12 protein-coding genes are annotated in these 16,980 nt (G+C 72.7%); 9 read left to right on the top strand and 3 right to left on the bottom strand.

The genetic code is table 11. The features are described 5' to 3' along the window. Positions 1–473: 473 nt before the first annotated feature. The 3 genes from AB0F11_RS27390 (at position 474) to AB0F11_RS27380 (ending at position 4,482) form a co-directional block, all read left to right on the top strand. Complete coding sequence (locus AB0F11_RS27390) at positions 474–2,042, top strand: protein phosphatase 2C domain-containing protein (protein ID WP_362178962.1); 1,569 nt, start codon at positions 474–476, stop codon at positions 2,040–2,042. Between the two features lie 48 nt (positions 2,043–2,090). Continuing rightward, the gene (locus AB0F11_RS27385; protein ID WP_362178960.1) at positions 2,091–3,833 is read left to right on the top strand and encodes a pyruvate dehydrogenase; all 1,743 of its coding nucleotides are present in this window, start codon (positions 2,091–2,093) and stop codon (positions 3,831–3,833) included. 208 nt (positions 3,834–4,041) lie between these two features. Further along, a complete protein-coding gene (locus tag AB0F11_RS27380; RefSeq protein ID WP_362178968.1) occupies positions 4,042–4,482 on the top strand; it encodes an ATP-binding protein in 441 nt (146 codons plus the stop codon). Positions 4,483–4,517: 35 nt separating this feature from the next. Here the strand turns inward: AB0F11_RS27380 and AB0F11_RS27375 are convergent, their stop codons facing one another. Beyond that, positions 4,518–5,579, bottom strand: a complete 1,062-nt coding sequence (locus AB0F11_RS27375) for a DUF2637 domain-containing protein (RefSeq protein WP_362178957.1) — start codon at positions 5,577–5,579, stop codon at positions 4,518–4,520. 497 nt (positions 5,580–6,076) lie between these two features. Between AB0F11_RS27375 and AB0F11_RS27370 the strand changes: the two genes are divergently transcribed. Continuing rightward, a complete protein-coding gene (locus AB0F11_RS27370; protein ID WP_362178955.1) occupies positions 6,077–6,748 on the top strand; it encodes a GntR family transcriptional regulator in 672 nt (223 codons plus the stop codon). A 372-nt stretch (positions 6,749–7,120) separates the two neighbouring features. Here the strand turns inward: AB0F11_RS27370 and AB0F11_RS27365 are convergent, their stop codons facing one another. Beyond that, entirely contained in the window at positions 7,121–7,882 is a 762-nt protein-coding gene (locus AB0F11_RS27365; RefSeq protein ID WP_362178952.1) for a hypothetical protein, read from the bottom strand. Between the two features lie 170 nt (positions 7,883–8,052). Further along, positions 8,053–9,732 carry a PucR family transcriptional regulator ligand-binding domain-containing protein gene (locus tag AB0F11_RS27360; protein ID WP_362178949.1) on the bottom strand — a complete coding sequence of 560 codons (1,680 nt, stop codon included), beginning with the start codon at positions 9,730–9,732 and terminating at the stop codon, positions 8,053–8,055. A 253-nt stretch (positions 9,733–9,985) separates the two neighbouring features. Here AB0F11_RS27360 and AB0F11_RS27355 point away from each other — a divergent pair, with 253 nt between their 5' ends. The 5 genes from AB0F11_RS27355 to AB0F11_RS27335 all read left to right on the top strand — a co-directional run bounded on the left by AB0F11_RS27355 (position 9,986) and on the right by AB0F11_RS27335 (position 16,974). Next, complete coding sequence (locus tag AB0F11_RS27355) at positions 9,986–10,879, top strand: FAD binding domain-containing protein (RefSeq protein WP_362178946.1); 894 nt, start codon at positions 9,986–9,988, stop codon at positions 10,877–10,879. Between the two features lie 2 nt (positions 10,880–10,881). Continuing rightward, a complete protein-coding gene (locus tag AB0F11_RS27350) occupies positions 10,882–11,481 on the top strand; it encodes a (2Fe-2S)-binding protein (RefSeq protein ID WP_361918958.1) in 600 nt (199 codons plus the stop codon). A gap of 2 nt (positions 11,482–11,483) precedes the next feature. Beyond that, a complete protein-coding gene (gene pucD / locus AB0F11_RS27345; RefSeq protein ID WP_362178943.1) occupies positions 11,484–13,883 on the top strand; it encodes a xanthine dehydrogenase subunit D in 2,400 nt (799 codons plus the stop codon). Positions 13,884–14,256: 373 nt separating this feature from the next. Beyond that, positions 14,257–15,720 carry an NCS2 family permease gene (locus AB0F11_RS27340; protein WP_362178940.1) on the top strand — a complete coding sequence of 488 codons (1,464 nt, stop codon included), beginning with the start codon at positions 14,257–14,259 and terminating at the stop codon, positions 15,718–15,720. A 102-nt stretch (positions 15,721–15,822) separates the two neighbouring features. Further along, positions 15,823–16,974, top strand: a complete 1,152-nt coding sequence (locus tag AB0F11_RS27335; protein ID WP_362178937.1) for an XdhC/CoxI family protein — start codon at positions 15,823–15,825, stop codon at positions 16,972–16,974. Positions 16,975–16,980: the final 6 nt, after the last annotated feature.

The following is a 16,980-nucleotide window of genomic DNA, read 5'->3' as shown; positions in this document are numbered from 1 at the left end:
GGCCCCCCCCCCCCGCCCCCGCCGATCCCCCCCCCGCCGGCGGGGGGGGGGGGGCGGGGCGGCGCCGGCTGCCCGGCGGAGCCGGGTTCCTTGGGGCGCCGCCCCAAACCCCGCGCCTCAAACGCCGGCGAGGCTGGACTTGCCGGGCCCCGGATTCGAAGGTCGGCGGGGCCGGGGCTGCCTGGGGCGCCGCCCCAGACTCCGCGCCTCAAACGCCGGCGGGGCTGGGATGACCGGGCCCCGGCTTTGAAGGTCGGCGGGGTCGGGGTTGCCTGGGGCTCGGGCCCGGACATCGCGGCTCGGTCGGCGCGGCGAGGCTGGGGCGGCCCGCCCCTGCTTCCCGTGCTTCCCGGCGGGGCTGGGAATCCGTACGGGCTTCCGGGGGTCGGCAATGTATGCGAGAGATGCGGGCGGGGGACCCCTTTTCGTGTATTCCGCGTTTTCCGCCCCGACCGCGTGCGGAGAATAGCCGCATGAGTCAGCAGGGCGCGGACGACTGGTGGCAGAAGCTGTACGAGGAACCGGAAGCGGTCCCGCCGCTCGACCCGGGGGACACGCTGGACAGCCGCTACCACTCGGCGGCCTCCCTGACGACCCCTCCGGGGCGCGAGCCGCACCCGCCGCGAGGGGCGAGGCCGACTGCCCCGGGGCCGGAGCCGGAAGCGACCCGGCGGCCGCTGATCCCCCCGCAGCCGGACCGGGGGCCCGAGCCGGGCGACCTGCCCTGGTGGTCGAAGCCGTCGGCCGACCCGGCGGTGTCCGCTCCGGGGGCCGGGCCCCGGGGTGGCTCCGCGGAACCGCCCGGGACGCCGGATGCCGCCCCCGCATGGCCGCAGGCGCCGGCGGGGCCTGCGGCCCCGGGGGTGCCGGGGGCCGGCGGCGCCGACGTCGAACCTCCACCGTCCGCCCCGGCCGGAGCCGGCTCCGTACCGCCCGGGGGCCGCGGCGTGCCCCGGGATCCGCGGGAGGCCGGGGCGACCGGGTACGGGCTGGGGCACGTGACCGTGCCGCCCGTGGTGGCCGACGGACCGCGGCCGCCGGCCGGGCCGGAACGGCCGGAACGGCCGGGAGCCGTGGCCGTGCCCGGCGCGCCGCCCGCGCCACCGGCGCACGCCGTACCGACGGCCCCGCCGGCTCCGCCCGTCCCCCCGGAGCGGCCCGTCGTGGGGTACGTCGGGGACCGGGCGCCCACCTACGCCGCCGAGCCCGGGGGACTGCCGGCGGCCGAGCCGGGCGCGCTGGACGAGCTGGTCCCGGACACCGTCCTGGACGGCGCCCGCCACGGGGCGTTCACCCTGCGCGCCGCCTCGGTGCGCGGCGACTCCGCCCGCTACCGCGCCGAGGCCCGCCGGGACTTCCTGCTCACCGCCCGCTTCGGCAGCGGTGACGACGCCCTCGTCCTCGTGGCCCTGGCCGGCGGTGACCGCGCCGCCGCCGCGGCCGCCGAGGCCGCCGCCGAGGTGTGCCGGGGGGTCGCCGCCGCCGTCGGCCGCAGCCGGCAGCGGCTCGCCGACGACATCCGGGCCGGCCGCCGCGACGCCCTGCACTCCGGGCTCCAGCGGCTCACCGACCGCGCCTACGGCCGGCTGCGGGTCCGCGCCGCCGAGCTCGGCCACGGGGAGGACGAGTACACCGCCGGCCTGCGCGTCCTGCTGCTGCCGATCGACCCCGAGTGCCGGACCAGGGTCTGCTTCGGCGCGGGCCCGGGCGGGCTGTTCCGGCTGCGGGCCGGCCAGTGGCAGGACCTCGAGCCGACGGAGGCGACGGCCGACCCCGACCCCGACCCCGACCCCGACCTCGACCCCGCCCCCGGCCCGGGCTTCCGCTTCCGGGCGGCCGTCGCCCGGCCCGGTGACACCCTGCTGCTCTGCTCCGGCGGGCTGGCCGACCCGATGCGGGAGGAGGAACTGCTCCCGGCCGAGCTCGCCGCCCGCTGGTCCGGCGCCGAGCCGCCCGGCCTCGCCGCCTTCCTCGCCGACACCCAGCTCCGCGTCAAGGGCTACGCCGACGACCGCACGGCCGCCGCCGTCTGGGAGGCGTGAAGGCGTAACCGACAGGCGCGATCCCCCCGGCCGTGCGTGGATGGACCCATGGCCAAGCAGAACGTGGCGGAGCAGTTCGTCGACATCCTCGTCCGCGCGGGCGTCCGCCGCGTGTACGGGGTCGTCGGCGACAGCCTGAACCCCGTCGTCGACGCGATCCGCCGCACCGGCGGCATCGACTGGATCCAGGTCCGCCACGAGGAGACCGCCGCGTTCGCGGCCGGCGCCGAGGCCCAGATCACCGGCACGCTGGCCGCCTGCGCCGGCTCCTGCGGCCCCGGCAACCTGCACCTGATCAACGGCCTGTACGACGCCCACCGCTCCATGGCCCCCGTCCTCGCCCTCGCCTCCCACATCCCCTCCGGCGAGATCGGCCTCGGCTACTTCCAGGAGACCCACCCCGACCAGCTGTTCCGCGAGTGCAGCCACTACAGCGAGTTGATCTCCAACCCCCGCCAGATGCCCCGGCTGCTGCAGACCGCCGTCCAGCACGCCGTCGGCCGCAGCGGGGTGAGCGTGGTGTCCCTGCCCGGCGACATCGCCGCCCTGCCCGCCCCCGACAAGCCGGTCGAGCACGCCCTGGTCACCTCCCGGCCGACGGTCCGGCCCGGCGACGAGGAGATCGACCGGCTGGTCCGGCTGGTGGACGACGCCGACCGGGTCACGCTCTTCTGCGGCAGCGGCACCGCCGGCGCGCACGCCGAGGTCATGGAGTTCGCGGGCCTGGTCAAGGCCCCCGTCGGGCACGCCCTGCGCGGCAAGGAATGGATCCAGTACGACAATCCGTACGACGTGGGCATGAGCGGGCTGCTCGGCTACGGCGCCGCCTACGAGGCCACGCACGAGTGCGACCTGCTGATCCTCCTCGGCACCGACTTCCCGTACCACGCGTTCCTGCCGGACGACGTGAAGATCGTCCAGGTGGACATCCGCCCCGAGCACCTCGGCCGCCGCTCGCAGCTCGACCTCGCCGTCTGGGGCGACGTACGGGCCACCCTGCGCGCCCTGAACTCCCGCGTACGGCCCAAGACGGACCGCCGATTCCTGGACCGCATGCTGAAGAAGCACGCGGACGCCCTGGAGGGCGTCGTCAGGGCGTACACGCGGAAGGTGGAGAAGCACACCCCGATCCACCCGGAGTACGTCGCCGCCGTCCTCGACGAACTGGCGGACGACGACGCGGTGTTCACCGTCGACACCGGCATGTGCAATGTATGGGCGGCGCGTTATCTTTCCCCGAACGGCCGGCGGCGCATCATCGGGTCCTTCAGCCACGGCTCCATGGCCAATGCCCTCCCGCAGGCCATCGGGGCGCAGTTCACCGACCGGGGCCGTCAAGTGGTGTCGATGTCCGGCGACGGTGGTTTCTCGATGCTGATGGGAGATTTCCTCACCCTGGTGCAGTACGACCTGCCCGTCAAAGTAGTCCTGTTCAACAACTCCTCACTCGGAATGGTCGAGTTGGAGATGCTGGTTTCCGGCCTTCCTTCGTACGGAACCACGTACCACAACCCGGATTTCGCGGCCATCGCCCGCGCGGCGGGCGCATACGGGGTGCGCGTGGAGAAACCCAAGCAGCTCAGCGGCGCTTTGAAGGACGCGTTGAAGCACAAGGGGCCCGCTCTCGTGGACGTGGTGACCGACCCCAACGCACTGTCCATTCCGCCGAAGATCAGCGCCGAGATGGTGACCGGTTTCGCACTATCGGCCAGCAAGATCGTGCTGGACGGGGGAGTGGGCCGGATGATCCAGATGGCCAGATCCAACCTGCGCAACGTGCCGCGCCCGTAACCCCGCAGGAGTGCGGAATGCCCCGGCGGGCATGCATCCCGTAGACCTGTTCGAGAGCTGTGGGACACGGGGGAGGTACATCGCCGTGCGGGTGGGGGCGAAGACCGGGAAGCCGTCGAGGAGAGGCCGGCCCGTGGCGCGGGAGCCGTCGGGGTCGGCAGCGGCAGCGGCAGCGGCGACGGGGGCGCCGGGAGCGGCGGGGCAGGCCGTGCGGGCGGTCACCCGCAGCGTGCGCCGGGCGGACCTCAAGGCCGTGGGCGAGGTCCGCAAGGCACTGCGGGAGCTGATGCGCCACCGGTGCCGGGCCGATACCGCCGAGGTGGCCGAGCTCCTGATCACGGAGCTCGTCACCAACGCCCTCGTCCACACCGACCAGGGGGCGGAGGTGGCCGCGACCCTCACCCCGACGAGGCTGCGGGTGGAGGTCCGGGACTACGCCGCGGGCCGGATCCGGCCGTACGTACCGACCGCCGACGACGGTACGCACGGCCGGGGGCTGCTGCTGGTGCAGGGGCTCGCCGACGCGTGGGGCGTGGACGCGGTCGCGCCGGGCGGGGGGAAGGTGGTGTGGTTCGAACTGGACGGAGCCTTCGGAGCCTTGGAGGGGGCGGGCGACGCAGGGCCCGGCCACGACGGAGGGCCCGCCTGACGCGCGGGCCCTCCGGGGCAGGACAGGGGTGCTGCTCAGCCGAACTGCTGCTCCAGGTCCTTGAGTTTGCGTTCCAGTGAGTCGAGTCGGGGGATGGTCTGGGTGTCGTCCTCGGCCGTGAGGTCGACGGTACGCGGACCGGTCACCTCAGCGGTGTCCGGTCCGCTCACGGCCTGCAGGGAGCGGCGGGGGCGCGGGGTGGGCAGCTGTACCTGTTCGACTATGGCCGGCTCCGCGCCGGCCGGCGCGGAGCCCGCTGCTGAGGTCAGTCCCGGCAGGTCGACCTGGCGGCCTCGGGAGCGGCCGAAGGCCCGGTTCTGCCGGCCCAGCGCCTTGAGGCGGGCCCGGTTCAGCCGGTTCTGGTCGCGCCGGCGGTGGCGGTCCTGCTCCTTCTCCCGCTTGTCCTCCCGTACCTCCTCGACGGCCTCGTCGAGGGTGCGGACGCCCTCCAGCAGCATGAGCGACCATGCGCCGAAGGTCTCCCGGGGCGCCCTCAGCCAGCGGACCATGCGGATCTGCGGGAGCGGGCGCGGGATCAGGCCCTGCTCGCGCAGTGCCGCCCGGCGGGTCTGCTTCAGGGCCCGGTCGAAGAGGACGGCCGCCGACAGCGACATGCCGGCGAAGAACTGCGGGGCGCCGTCGTGGCCCATGCCCCTCGGGGCGTGGACCCAGTTGAACCAGGCCGCGGCCCCCGCGAACAGCCAGACCAGCATGCGGGAGCCGAGGGCCGCGTCGCCGTGGCTGGCCTCGCGGACGGCGAGCACCGAGCAGAACATGGCGGCGCCGTCGAGGCCGAACGGGACCAGGTACTCCCAGCCGCCGGAGAGGTTGAGGTTCTGCCGGCCGAAGCCGACCAGCCCGTGGAAGGAGAGCGCGGCGGCCACGGCCGCGCAGCAGAAGAGCAGCACGTAGGAGGCGGTTCCGTAGACGGCCTCCTTGCGCCGCCTGCGCTCCTCGCTGCGCTCCCAGGAGTCGTCGGCCGCGGCCTTGTCGCCCTCGCGCTTGCCCCGGGCCAGTACCGCAACTGCCGCAAGCACGCCCAGGATCAACAGGCTGCCGGGCAGCAGCCAGTCCAGCGATATGTCGGTCAGTCTCATGCGGATGTCCCTTGCCTTTGCCTCGCGTATGCGGCCTACCGGGGCCATGGTGGCGCAGGAGATCGCCTCGGCACGCGGGTTTCGGGGCAAGTGGACGCCATCGGGGGGCGGGGCCCGCCGGATAGGGTGTTGTGTGTCGAACTGCCGCTCGGGTGGCGGGAGTTGTGTTCGATTACGGTCATCAGGACGGGTGGGTTCGCTCGGCGAAGGAGTGGATGTGCCGATGGAGCCGTACCGTGTCGTTCCGGCGGCGGCGGCGGCGGGTCGGGGCGGGGTGGCGGCGCGGGAGCCTCCGGCTCGGCGGCGGTCCGCTCCCTCTCGCCCGGTCACGGCCCAGGGCTGGCCCGTACGGCTTCGCGGCGCTGCGCCACCGCAGCGCGTACCGCGGCCTGCGCCCGCTGATGCGGCCGGGGTGCGTGACCTGTACCGCCTTGTCCCCACTTCGGCGGCCGATTCAACTATCCTCCCGACAGGCCCGAACCCCTCAGGAGGACCGAGTGCGCGAAGCGGCCCCCACCGGGGTGTCGGCGCTGATCCCGACGCAGAAGGTGCTGCGCCATTCCGTGCGCCGCCAGGTGCTCGACGCGCTGCGCGCCGCGCTCGTCGACGGCGAGCTGGTGCCGGGGGAGATCTACTCCGGCCCGGCCCTGGGCGAGCGCTTCGGCGTCTCCGCCACGCCCGTGCGCGAGGCGATGCAGCAGCTGGCGATCGAGGGGGCCGTGGAGTGCCTGCCGAACCGGGGCTTCCGCGTCCTGGTCCGTACGCCGCGCGCCTACGCCGAGCTGGTCGAGGTCCGCGCGCTGCTGGAGGTCCCGGTCATGCTGCGGCTGGCCCGTACGGTCCCGGCCGAGGCCTGGGCGGCCCTGCGGCCGGCGGCGGCCGCCACCGCCGAGGCCGCGGCCGCCGGTGACCTTGCGGGGTACGCGGATGCCGACCGGGCGTTCCACCGCGAGGTGCTCGCCCTCGGGGGGAACGACCAGCTGGTCGAGGTGGCCGGGGAGCTCCACCGGCGCTCCCAGTGGCCGCTCCCCGGTCTGCCGCGGCCCGGGCGGGCGGCGCTGGTCGCGGATGCGGCGGAGCACGTGGCCCTGCTGGAGGCCCTGATCACGGCCGACCTCCCGACCGCGGAGTCCCTACTCCACACCCACTTCACCACCGCCCCGGCCTGACCCCGGCAGCCCACCCCACTCCGCCGACGCGTGGCGCCCGGGGCTTTGCCACCTTCCGCCGATGTCTGTGACGGGGGTCCGGCAACTCCAGCCCCACCGGCGTTTGAGGCGCGGGGTCTGGGGCGGATCCCCAGAAGCCCGACCGGCTTCGCCGACCCGTACGCCCGGGGCTCTGCCATCCCGGCTTCCGCCGACGTCTGTGACGGGGCCGGCACATCCAGCCCCGCCGGCGGGGCTGATTTTCCCGACCCCCGCTTCGACGGCGAGGGCGAGGCGGGATTTACCGGACCCCGGCTCCGACAGCAGGGCTGGCTGGATTTGCCGGCCCGGCTTCGAAGGGTGGCGGGGCCGGGATGGGCGGAGGCGGGGTCGTCAGGTGGCCGGGGTGGGGTGGAGGCGGTCTTCCAGCCACGTGGGGATGCCGCCCAGGAGGTGGAACAGGCGGCGGGCCTCGGCGCGGAGGCGGCCCGCCTCCGGTTCCGGCTCCACCTCGGCCAAGGCGGCCAGCGCCGGCGCCGTGCCGATCAGGAACCCCAGCTCCTCCCGGATCCGCAGGGACTCGGCGAAGCCCTTGCGGGCCTCGGCGACCTCCCCGTCCCGCAGCGCGAGCGCGGCCAGGTGCCGCCAGGTGAAGGACAGCAGCAGCGTGTCCCCGTGCGCCGCGGCCCCCGCGTGGGCGCGCCGGTACGCGGGCCGCGCGGACTGCGGGGCATCGCCGAGGTGCTCGGCGACCAGGCCCCGGCGGAAGTCCAGCAGCGGCCGGGTCCGCGACCCGGGGGACAGCAGGGCCGCGGCCCGGCCGAGGGCGGAGCGGGCCTCGTCGGCCCGGTCCCGCACCCCGAGCACCGTGGCGGCGTACGCCAGCTGCCCCCGCTCGCAGGCGGCCGCGCCCCGCTCGTCGTCGTCGCCGGCCACCGCCTCCGCGACCCGCAGCGCGTCCTCCGCCTCCGCCCAGCCCTGACCCGTGAACAGGCACCGCTCGACCAGCAGCGCGGTCCGCTGCACGGCAGCGCCGGCGTCGTCCTGGTGGGGCGTCAGCAGGGCTGCCGCGTCGGTCCAACAACCGCGCGACCGCAGCCGCCATATCGCCCGCTGGAGGGGGTCGTCTCCCCCGGTGGTTCCGGTGCCGGACATGGCGGTCTCCGCCACATTGCCCTCCCCAAAGCAACCAAGCAGCACGTCGTTGAGCCCTGGGGCGAAATGAGAGCACGGATCGGCTGCTTCGGCCAAGGGGTCGGGTGAACTCTTTCACAAAGTCCGGACACCTCGTCAGGGCCCGCTTCGGCCCCCTTGGCCGGAACTCCTCAGCTCATGCGCAGTGCCAGGAAGAAGTCGAGCTTGTCCTCCAGGCGGGACAGGTCCCGCGCCGTCAACTGCTCGATTCGCCCGACACGGTAACGCAGCGTGTTGACGTGCAGGTGCAGCCGGGTCGCGCACCGCGTCCAGGAGCCGTCGCAGTCGAGGAACGCCTCCAGCGTCGGGATCAGCTCGGCGCGGTGGCGCCGGTCGTAGTCCCGCAGCGGGTCCAGCAGGCGGGCCGTGAAGGCCCGGCGCACGTCGTCCGGGACGAACGGCAGCAGCAGCACGTGCGAGGCCAGCTCGTGGTGGCCGGCCGCGCACACCCGGCCCGGGCGCGCCGCGGCGACCCGGCGGGCGTGCCGGGCCTCCTCCAGCGCACCGCGCAGCCCCTCGGCGGAGTGCACGGCGGCGCTGACGCCCAGGGTGAGCCGCCCGTCGTCGGCCAGGCCCGCCTGCAGCGGCTCCCGTACGGTGGCGAGCAGCTCGTCGGCGTGCAGCGCGGACTCCGGGCCCCGCTCCTCCCCGGCCTCGCCGGGCGCCGCCGGCAGCGGCACGAGGGCGATGGCCTCGTCGCCGGCGTGGGCGACCGCGATCCGGTCCGAGGGCTCCGGCCCCGAGACGGACGGGTCGACCAGGATCTCCTCCAGCAGCGACTGGGCCACCGGGCCGCCGGGGATGTCCCCGCCCTCCCAGTCCACCCGGGCCACGACGACCTGCCAGTGCGGGGCGGTGCCCAGCCCGGGCAGCAGCACCGGGGCCGCGACCCGCAGGCGGGCGGCGATCTCGGCGGGCGGGGCACCCGTCTGGACCAGCTCCAGCACCTCCTGCGCCAGGCGGCGGCGCACCGTGCGGGCGGCGTCGCGCCGGTCCCGCTCGACGGCGATCAGCTGGGTCACGCCCTGGAGCAGGTCCAGCCGCTCCGCGGGCCAGTCGCTCGCGTCGGCCTCGACGGCCAGCAGCCAGTCCGACAGGACGCTTTCGCGCACGTCACGGCCGCCCGGAGCGCCCGGGCCGCGCCCGGCTCCCCTGATCGGGAAGAGGGAGTAGGTAATACCCTGGATGGAGATCCGGTGCGGGCCCCTGCGCCCGGTGCGGACCGCCGCGAGGTGCTCGCCGGCCAGTGCCGCACAGATGCCCGGCGCCAGGGGTTCGCCCGCTCCGGCGATCTGCCGGCCTGTGGGGGACAGCACCCAGGCACGCAGATCGAGGTCGGTGGTGAGCAGATCGAGCACCACGTCCGGCCCACCGCCCGCGGGGCCCGAGGTCATCAGGCGGCGGTGGCGGTCGACGACGGCCGCGAGGTCGCCCGCACGCTCCCCGGAGACCTGCCTCACCACGTACTCGGTGATCGTGGCGAATGCAACGTCTTCGTTCACGGCGAATAGCGGGAGCCGGTTGCGCCGGCAGGCCGAAACGAGATCGTCGGGGATGTCTCCCAGCTCCGCCTCGCCCGCCGCGAGGCCGGCCACGCCCGCGCTCGCAAGGATTCGTACGAACGGCTCGGAGTCGGCTGAATTTCTTCGCCACGCCAGGCCAGTGAGGACGAGTTCGCCCCCGGTGAGGTATCGGCTGGGATCCCTCAGGTCGGTCGTCATGACGCCGCGGACCGTCCGGTCGAGTTCTTCCTCGCCGCCCAGCAGCCGCAGCCCCAGCGCCTCGGTTTCCAGCAGTGCGCGCAGCCGCATGGTGTCGCCGCCGATCTGTCTCGAATGTTGCCGTTGGAAATCGGGCAGGTCGTTGCATCCTGCCTTTCATACGAATCTACAAGACGAGGGAGGGCGCCAGCCAACTCCTTCATGGTTTCGGTGACTGCACCCGGGGGCGGGAGGGCTTGTGTACTGGCTCCACACCGCGTTAACAGCACGTGAACGACCAGTCGAGGGCCCTTCGGCCTCCTGGCTTGAAGTGAACGACCCGATTACAAGAAGAGAGCCGCACATGGACTTCCTTCGCCCCGCCAGCTGGGAGGAGGCACTCGCCGCCAAGGCCGAGTACCCCACAGCTGTGCCGATTGCGGGTGGCACCGACATCATGGTCGAGATCAATTTCGACCACCGCCGTCCGGAGTACCTCCTCGACCTCAACCGCATCGAACTGCTGCGGGAGTGGGAGGTAGGCGAGGAGGTCACCAAGCTCGGCGCCTCCGTTCCGTACACCCAGATCATGGAGAACCTGCGCGGCACGCTGCCGGGTCTCGCGCTCGCCTCGCACACGGTCGCGTCCCCGCAGATCCGCAACCGCGGCGGCGTCGGCGGCAACCTCGGTTGCGCCTCGCCCGCCGGTGACTCCCACCCCGCCCTCCTCGCCGCCGGCTGCGAGGTCGAGGTCGAGTCCGTCCGCGGCTCCCGCCTGATCCCGATCGACGAGTTCTACACCGGCGTCAAGCGCAACGCGCTCGCCGCCGACGAGCTCATCAAGTCGGTCCACATCAAGAACGCCACGGGCCCCCAGCAGTACTCGAAGGTCGGCACGCGCAACGCGATGGTCATCGCGGTCTGCGGCTTCGGCCTCGCCCTGCACCCCGACACCCGCACCGTGCGTACGGGCATCGGTTCCGCCGCCCCGACCCCGGTCCGGGCGAAGGCCGCCGAGGAGTTCCTGAACGCCGCGCTCGAAGAGGGCGGCTTCTGGGACAGCGGCAAGGTCATCACCCCGTCGATCGCCAAGCAGTTCGGTGAGCTCGCCTCCGGCGCGTGCAACCCGATCGACGACGTCCGTGGCACGGCGAAGTACCGCCGTCACGCGGTCGGCATCCTGGCTCGCCGCCAGCTCGTCTGGACGTGGGAGCAGTACCGCGGCACGAACGGCCGCTCGCTTGAAGGGGCTGCGTAACCATGCGCGTCAATTTCACTGTCAACGGTCGTCCGCAGGAAGCCGACGACGTCTGGGAGGGCGAGTCCCTCCTCTACGTCCTGCGTGAGCGCCTGGGCCTGCCCGGCTCGAAGAACGCCTGCGAGCAGGGCGAGTGCGGTTCCTGCACCGTCCGCCTCGACGGCGTGCCGGTCTGCTCCTGTCTGGTCGCCGCCGGCCAGGTCGAGGGCCGCGACGTCGTGACCGTCGAGGGCCTGGCCGACTTCGCCAAGCAGCGCGAGGAGCACGGCCACTCCTGCGGCACCGGCGCGTGCGGCGGCGCCAAGGGCGTCTCCACCGACGAGGCCAAGCAGTGGTCCGCCAAGGGCACCGACTCCCAGACCGGCGAGGGCGTGGAGCTCTCCAACATCCAGCAGGCGTTCATCGACGCCGGCGCGGTCCAGTGCGGTTTCTGCACCCCGGGTCTGCTGGTCCAGGCCGACGCGCTGCTGGAGAGCAACCCGTCCCCGTCCGACCAGGACATCCGTGAGGCCCTGTCCGGCAACCTCTGCCGCTGCACGGGCTACGAGAAGATCCTCGACGCGGTCCGCCTGGCGGCCGCCCGCCAGGGAGAGGCGGTCTGACCATGGCCAACACCCGCACCGCGCCCTCCGGTACGCCGACCAACGTCACCCAGAAGCACACCAAGGGCGGCATCGGCGAGTCCACGCTCCGCCCGGACGGCACCCTGAAGGTCACCGGCGAGTTCGCGTACTCCTCGGACATGTGGCACGAGGACATGCTGTGGGGCCAGACCCTGCGCAGCCCGATCGCCCACGCCGAGATCGAGAGCATCGACATCTCCGAGGCGCTGGCCATGCCCGGCGTCTACTCCGTCCTCACCTACGCGGACCTGCCCGCGGAGATGAAGAACTACGGTCTGGAGATCCAGGACACCCCCGTCCTGGCCAACGGCCGCGTACGCCACCACGGTGAGCCGATCGCCCTCGTGGCGGCCGACCACCCGGAGACCGCCCGCCGCGCCGCCGCCAAGATCAAGATCGACTTCAAGGAGCTCCCGCTCGTCACCGACGAGGCCTCCGCCCTCGCCGAGGACGCGATCCTGATCCACCCGGGCCGCGACGACCACCACTCCGGCCACGTCCCGCACCCGAACATCGTGCACCGCCAGCCGATCATCCGCGGCGACGCGGACGAGGCCGCCAAGCGCGCCGACGTGATCGTCACCGGCGAGTACACCTTCGGCATGCAGGACCAGGCCTTCCTCGGCCCCGAGTCCGGCCTGGCCGTACCCGGCGAGGACGGCGGCGTCGACCTCTACGTCGCCACCCAGTGGCTGCACTCGGACCTCAAGCAGATCGCCCCCGTCCTCGGCCTGCCCGAGGAGAAGGTCCGCATGACGCTCTCCGGCGTCGGCGGCGCCTTCGGCGGCCGCGAGGACATCTCGATGCAGATCCACGCGTGCCTCCTGGCCCTGGCGACCAACAAGCCGGTCAAGATGGTCTACAACCGGTTCGAGTCCTTCTTCGGCCACGTGCACCGCCACCCGGCGAAGCTCTGGTACGAGCACGGTGCCACCAAGGACGGCAAGATCACGCACATGAAGTGCCGGATCGTGCTCGACGGCGGCGCCTACGCCTCCGCCTCCCCGGCCGTCGTCGGCAACGCGTCCTCCCTCTCGGTGGGCCCGTACGTCATCGACGACGTGAACATCGAGGCCATCGCCCTCTACACGAACAACCCGCCCTGCGGCGCCATGCGCGGCTTCGGCGCCGTCCAGGCCTGCTTCGCGTACGAGGCCCAGATGGACAAGCTCGCGGCGAAGCTGGGCATGGACCCGGTCGAGTTCCGTCAGCTCAACGCCATGGAGCAGGGCACGATCATGCCCACCGGCCAGGTCGTGGACTCCCCGGCGCCCGTCGCCGAGCTGCTGCGCCGGGTCAAGGAGCGCCCGCTCCCGCCGGAGCGCCAGTGGGAGACCGCCGGCGAGGCCGCGGACCTGCGCGCCCTGCCGGGCGGCCTGTCCAACACCACGCACGGCGAGGGCGTCGTCCGCGGCGTCGGCTACGCGGTCGGCATCAAGAACGTCGGCTTCTCCGAGGGCTTCGACGACTACTCCACCGCCCGCGTGCGCCTGGAGGTCATCAACGGCGAGCCCGTCGCGATGGTCCACACGGCCATGGCGGAGGTCGGCCAGGGCGGTGTCACCGTGCACGCCCAGATCGCCCGTACGGAGCTCGGCGTCACCCAGGTGACCATCCACCCGGCCGACACCCAGGTCGGCTCCGCCGGTTCGACGTCCGCCTCGCGGCAGACGTACATGACCGGTGGTGCGGTGAAGAACACCTGTGAGGCCGTGCGCGAGGCGCTGCTGGAGATGGGCCGCCGCAAGAACGGCTCCTACCACCCGGCGTGGGCCCACGCGGAGCTCCTCCTGGAGGCCGGCAAGGTCGTCACCGACGGAGGCGAGGTCCTCGCGGACATCGCCGACATCCTCGAGGACGAGGCCATCGACCTCGAACTCGAGTTCCGCCACCGCCCGACCGTCGCGTTCGACCTGGTCACCGGCCAGGGCGACGGCCACGTCCAGTACACCTTCGCCGCGCACCGCGCGGTCGTCGAGGTGGACACCGAGCTCGGCCTCGTCAAGGTCATCGAGCTGGCGACCGCCCAGGACGTGGGCAAGGCGCTCAACATGCTCTCCGTGGTCGGCCAGATCCAGGGTGGTACCACCCAGGGCCTCGGCGTGGCCGTCATGGAGGAGATCATCGTGGACCCGAAGACCGCGAAGGTGCGCAACCCCTCCTTCACGGACTACCTGATCCCGACCATCCTCGACACCCCGACCATCCCGGTCGACGTCCTGGAGCTCGCCGACCCGAACGCGCCGTACGGTCTGCGCGGTCTCGGCGAGGCCCCGACCCTGTCGTCCACCCCGGCCGTCCTCGCGGCGATCCGGCAGGCGACCGGTCTGGAGCTCAACAAGACGCCGATCCGTCCGGAAGCCCTCACCGGCACCCTCTAGGACGGCGTCCTCCGGGGGCCGCACGGCGGCCTCCGGACACCGGACTCTCCGGGCGGTGTGACAGCGGAACGTCACACTTTCAGCCACACCGCCCGGAGCTCGAAGTCCGGGGCCACGGCCACCGCACCGCTCGCGGTCCGTCCCCCCGGGCAGTACCCCCGAAAAAGCAGGACCGGCGGCACCGGCACCCCGGCGCCGCCATGTACCGCAGATCAGTACCGCAGAACCCCCGCAGTACCCGCAGTACACGCAGTAAGCAATTCGCGTCGCCTCGGGCCGTCACCCCGGGTCGTGCAGCCGAACGGCATTTCCCAAATCCCGCGATCCCCAATCTTCATGCGGGTGCCCCTTTGAACCTTGGGAGTTAGGCACCATGACCCAGTCGTCTGTGGAGCCCAAGACCAGCGCGGAAGAGGCCGGGGACGGCTCTCGTACCCCCGCCGGGCGTTCTTGGCTCGACCGGTACTTTCACATCACCCATAGAGGGTCGAACATCGGCAATGAGATTCGTGGCGGCGTCACGACCTTCATGGCGATGGCGTACATCCTCCTGCTCAACCCCCTGATCCTCTCCGGCAAGGACGTCGCCGGGGACACCATGAGCCAGAAGGCTCTGATCACGGCCACCGCCTTCGCCGCCGCCCTGACCACGCTGCTCATGGGCTTCATCGGCAAGGTCCCGCTCGTGCTCGCCGCCGGACTCTCCGTCTCCGGCGTGATCTCCTCGCAGGTCGCCCCGCAGATGACCTGGCCGCAGGCCATGGGCATGTGCGTCATGTACGGCGTCGTGATCTGTCTCCTGGTCGTCACCGGCCTCCGTGAGATGATCATGAACGCGATCCCACTCGCGCTCAAGCACGCGATCACCATGGGCATCGGCATGTTCGTCGCCCTGATCGGTCTCGTGAAGGCCGGCTTCGTCGGCAAGGGCTCCGAGTTCGGTCCCCCGGTCCAGCTGGGCTCCATCGGCGAGCTCGCCGGCTGGCCCGTCCTGATCTTCTGCGTCACCCTGCTCACCATCTTCATGCTGCAGGCCCGCAAGATCCCCGGCGCCATCCTGATCGGCATCGTCGGCGGTACCGTCCTCGCCGCCATCCTGAACGCCGTCGCGGACATCGACCCCAAGGCCTGGCGCAACGGCGCCCCGGTCCTGGAGGGCTCGGCCGTCTCGATGCCCGACTTCTCGCTCTTCGGCAAGGTCGAGTTCGGCGGCTGGGGCGACGTCGGCGTCATGACCGTCGGCATGATCGTCTTCACCCTGGTGCTGGCCGGCTTCTTCGACGCGATGGCCACCATCATCGGCGTCGGCACCGAGGCCAAGCTCGCCGACGACAAGGGCCGCATGCCGGGCCTGTCCAAGGCCCTGTTCATCGACGGTGCCGGCGGTGCCATCGGCGGCCTGACCGGCGGCTCCGGCCAGACGGTCTTCGTCGAGTCCGCCACCGGCGTCGGCGAGGGCGCCCGCACGGGCCTCGCCTCCGTCGTCAGCGGCCTGCTCTTCGCCGCCTGCCTCTTCTTCACCCCGATCACGCAGATCGTCCCGGGTGAGGTCGCCTCCGCGGCACTGGTGGTCATCGGCGCGATGATGATGCAGAACGCCCGCCACGTGGACTGGGCCGACAGCGCCACCGCCATCCCGGTCTTCCTGACCGTGGTGATCATGCCCTTCACGTACTCGATCACGCCGGGCGTCGCCGCCGGTGTCCTCTCGTACGTGGCCATCAAGATCGCTCAGGGCAAGGCCCGCGAGATCGGCGCCTTCATGTGGGTGCTGACCGGGGTCTTCCTGATCTTCTTCGCCCTCCACCCGATCGAGGCGTGGCTCGGGGTGAAGTAAGCCGGGCAGGTGTGGCCGGTACGGGTGTGATCGACACCCGTACCGGGACCTGACCCTCCACGCATCCGATACTGGAATCCGAACCTCTCCGAGGAGGCCGCAATGCTGGACATCGCCGAAGAACTGAACCGGTGGGTCGAGCAGGGACGTGATTTCGCAGTCGCCACCGTCGTGGCGGTCGGCGGGAGCGCACCCCGGCAGCCCGGAGCCGCGCTCGCCGTCGACGGCGAGGGCACGGCCATCGGTTCGGTTTCCGGCGGATGCGTGGAGGGCGCGGTGTACGAGCTGTGCCGGCAGGCGCTGGAGGACGGCGAGACCGTCCAGGAGCGCTTCGGCTACAGCGACGACGACGCCTTCGCCGTGGGTCTGACCTGCGGCGGCATCATCGACATCCTCGTCACCCCGGTCCACGCCGGCTCCCCGGCCCGGGAGGTGTTCGAGGCCGCGCTGGCCGCGGCCGCCCGCGGTGAGGCGGCCGCCGTGGCCCGGATCGCGGAGGGCCCGGCCGAGCTCAAGGGCCGCGTCGTGCTCGTCCGCGGCGAAGGCGGCTTCGAGGGCGGCTTCGGCGGCCACCCCGAGCTCGACCGGACCATCGCCGAGGAGGCCCGCGCCATGCTCGACGCCGGCAAGACCGGTGTCCTGGAGATCGGCGCGGACGGCCGGCTCTGCGGAGAGCCGCTGAAGGTGCTGGTCGAGTCCAGCGTTCCGCCGCCGCGGATGATCGTCTTCGGGGCGATCGACTTCGCCTCCGCCCTGGTGCGGATCGGCAAGTTCCTCGGGTACCACGTGACGCTGTGCGACGCGCGGCCCGTGTTCGCGACGAAGAACCGTTTCCCCGAGGCGGACGAGATCGTCGTCGACTGGCCGCACCGCTACCTGGAGAGCACTGAGGTCGACGGCCGGACCGTCCTGTGCGTGCTCACCCACGACGCCAAGTTCGACGTCCCGCTCCTCGAACTGGCCCTGAGGCTCCCCGTCGCGTACGTCGGCGCGATGGGCTCGCGCCGCACCCACGAGGACCGCAACCGGCGGCTGCGCGAGGTCGGCGTGAGCGAGCTCGAACTCGCCCGCCTGCGCTCCCCGATCGGCCTGGACCTCGGCGCCCGCTCCCCGGAGGAGACCGCGCTGTCCATCGCCGCCGAGATCGTCGCCAACCGTCGCGGCGGCTCGGGCGCGGCCCTGACCGGTGCGCACATCCCGATCCACCCCGACACCTCGAACACGGTGATCGGCAGGATCGGCTCGGTGGCTTGAAGAGGG

The sequence above is a fragment of the Streptomyces sp. NPDC032472 genome (genome assembly GCF_040636955.1).
Taxonomy (GTDB): domain Bacteria; phylum Actinomycetota; class Actinomycetes; order Streptomycetales; family Streptomycetaceae; genus Streptomyces.
This window is presented reverse-complemented; position numbering and strand designations above follow the sequence as displayed.

Coding starts and splice junctions, on each gene's coding strand:
- AB0F11_RS27390 (WP_362178962.1), top strand. CDS start 474: ATGAGTCAGCAGGGCGCGGACGACTGGTGGCAGAAGCTGTACGAGGAA.
- AB0F11_RS27355 (WP_362178946.1), top strand. CDS start 9,986: ATGGACTTCCTTCGCCCCGCCAGCTGGGAGGAGGCACTCGCCGCCAAG.
- AB0F11_RS27375 (WP_362178957.1), bottom strand. CDS start 5,579: ATGAGACTGACCGACATATCGCTGGACTGGCTGCTGCCCGGCAGCCTG.
- AB0F11_RS27350 (WP_361918958.1), top strand. CDS start 10,882: ATGCGCGTCAATTTCACTGTCAACGGTCGTCCGCAGGAAGCCGACGAC.
- AB0F11_RS27365 (WP_362178952.1), bottom strand. CDS start 7,882: ATGTCCGGCACCGGAACCACCGGGGGAGACGACCCCCTCCAGCGGGCG.
- AB0F11_RS27340 (WP_362178940.1), top strand. CDS start 14,257: ATGACCCAGTCGTCTGTGGAGCCCAAGACCAGCGCGGAAGAGGCCGGG.
- AB0F11_RS27335 (WP_362178937.1), top strand. CDS start 15,823: ATGCTGGACATCGCCGAAGAACTGAACCGGTGGGTCGAGCAGGGACGT.
- AB0F11_RS27360 (WP_362178949.1), bottom strand. CDS start 9,732: ATGCGGCTGCGCGCACTGCTGGAAACCGAGGCGCTGGGGCTGCGGCTG.
- AB0F11_RS27385 (WP_362178960.1), top strand. CDS start 2,091: ATGGCCAAGCAGAACGTGGCGGAGCAGTTCGTCGACATCCTCGTCCGC.
- pucD (WP_362178943.1), top strand. CDS start 11,484: ATGGCCAACACCCGCACCGCGCCCTCCGGTACGCCGACCAACGTCACC.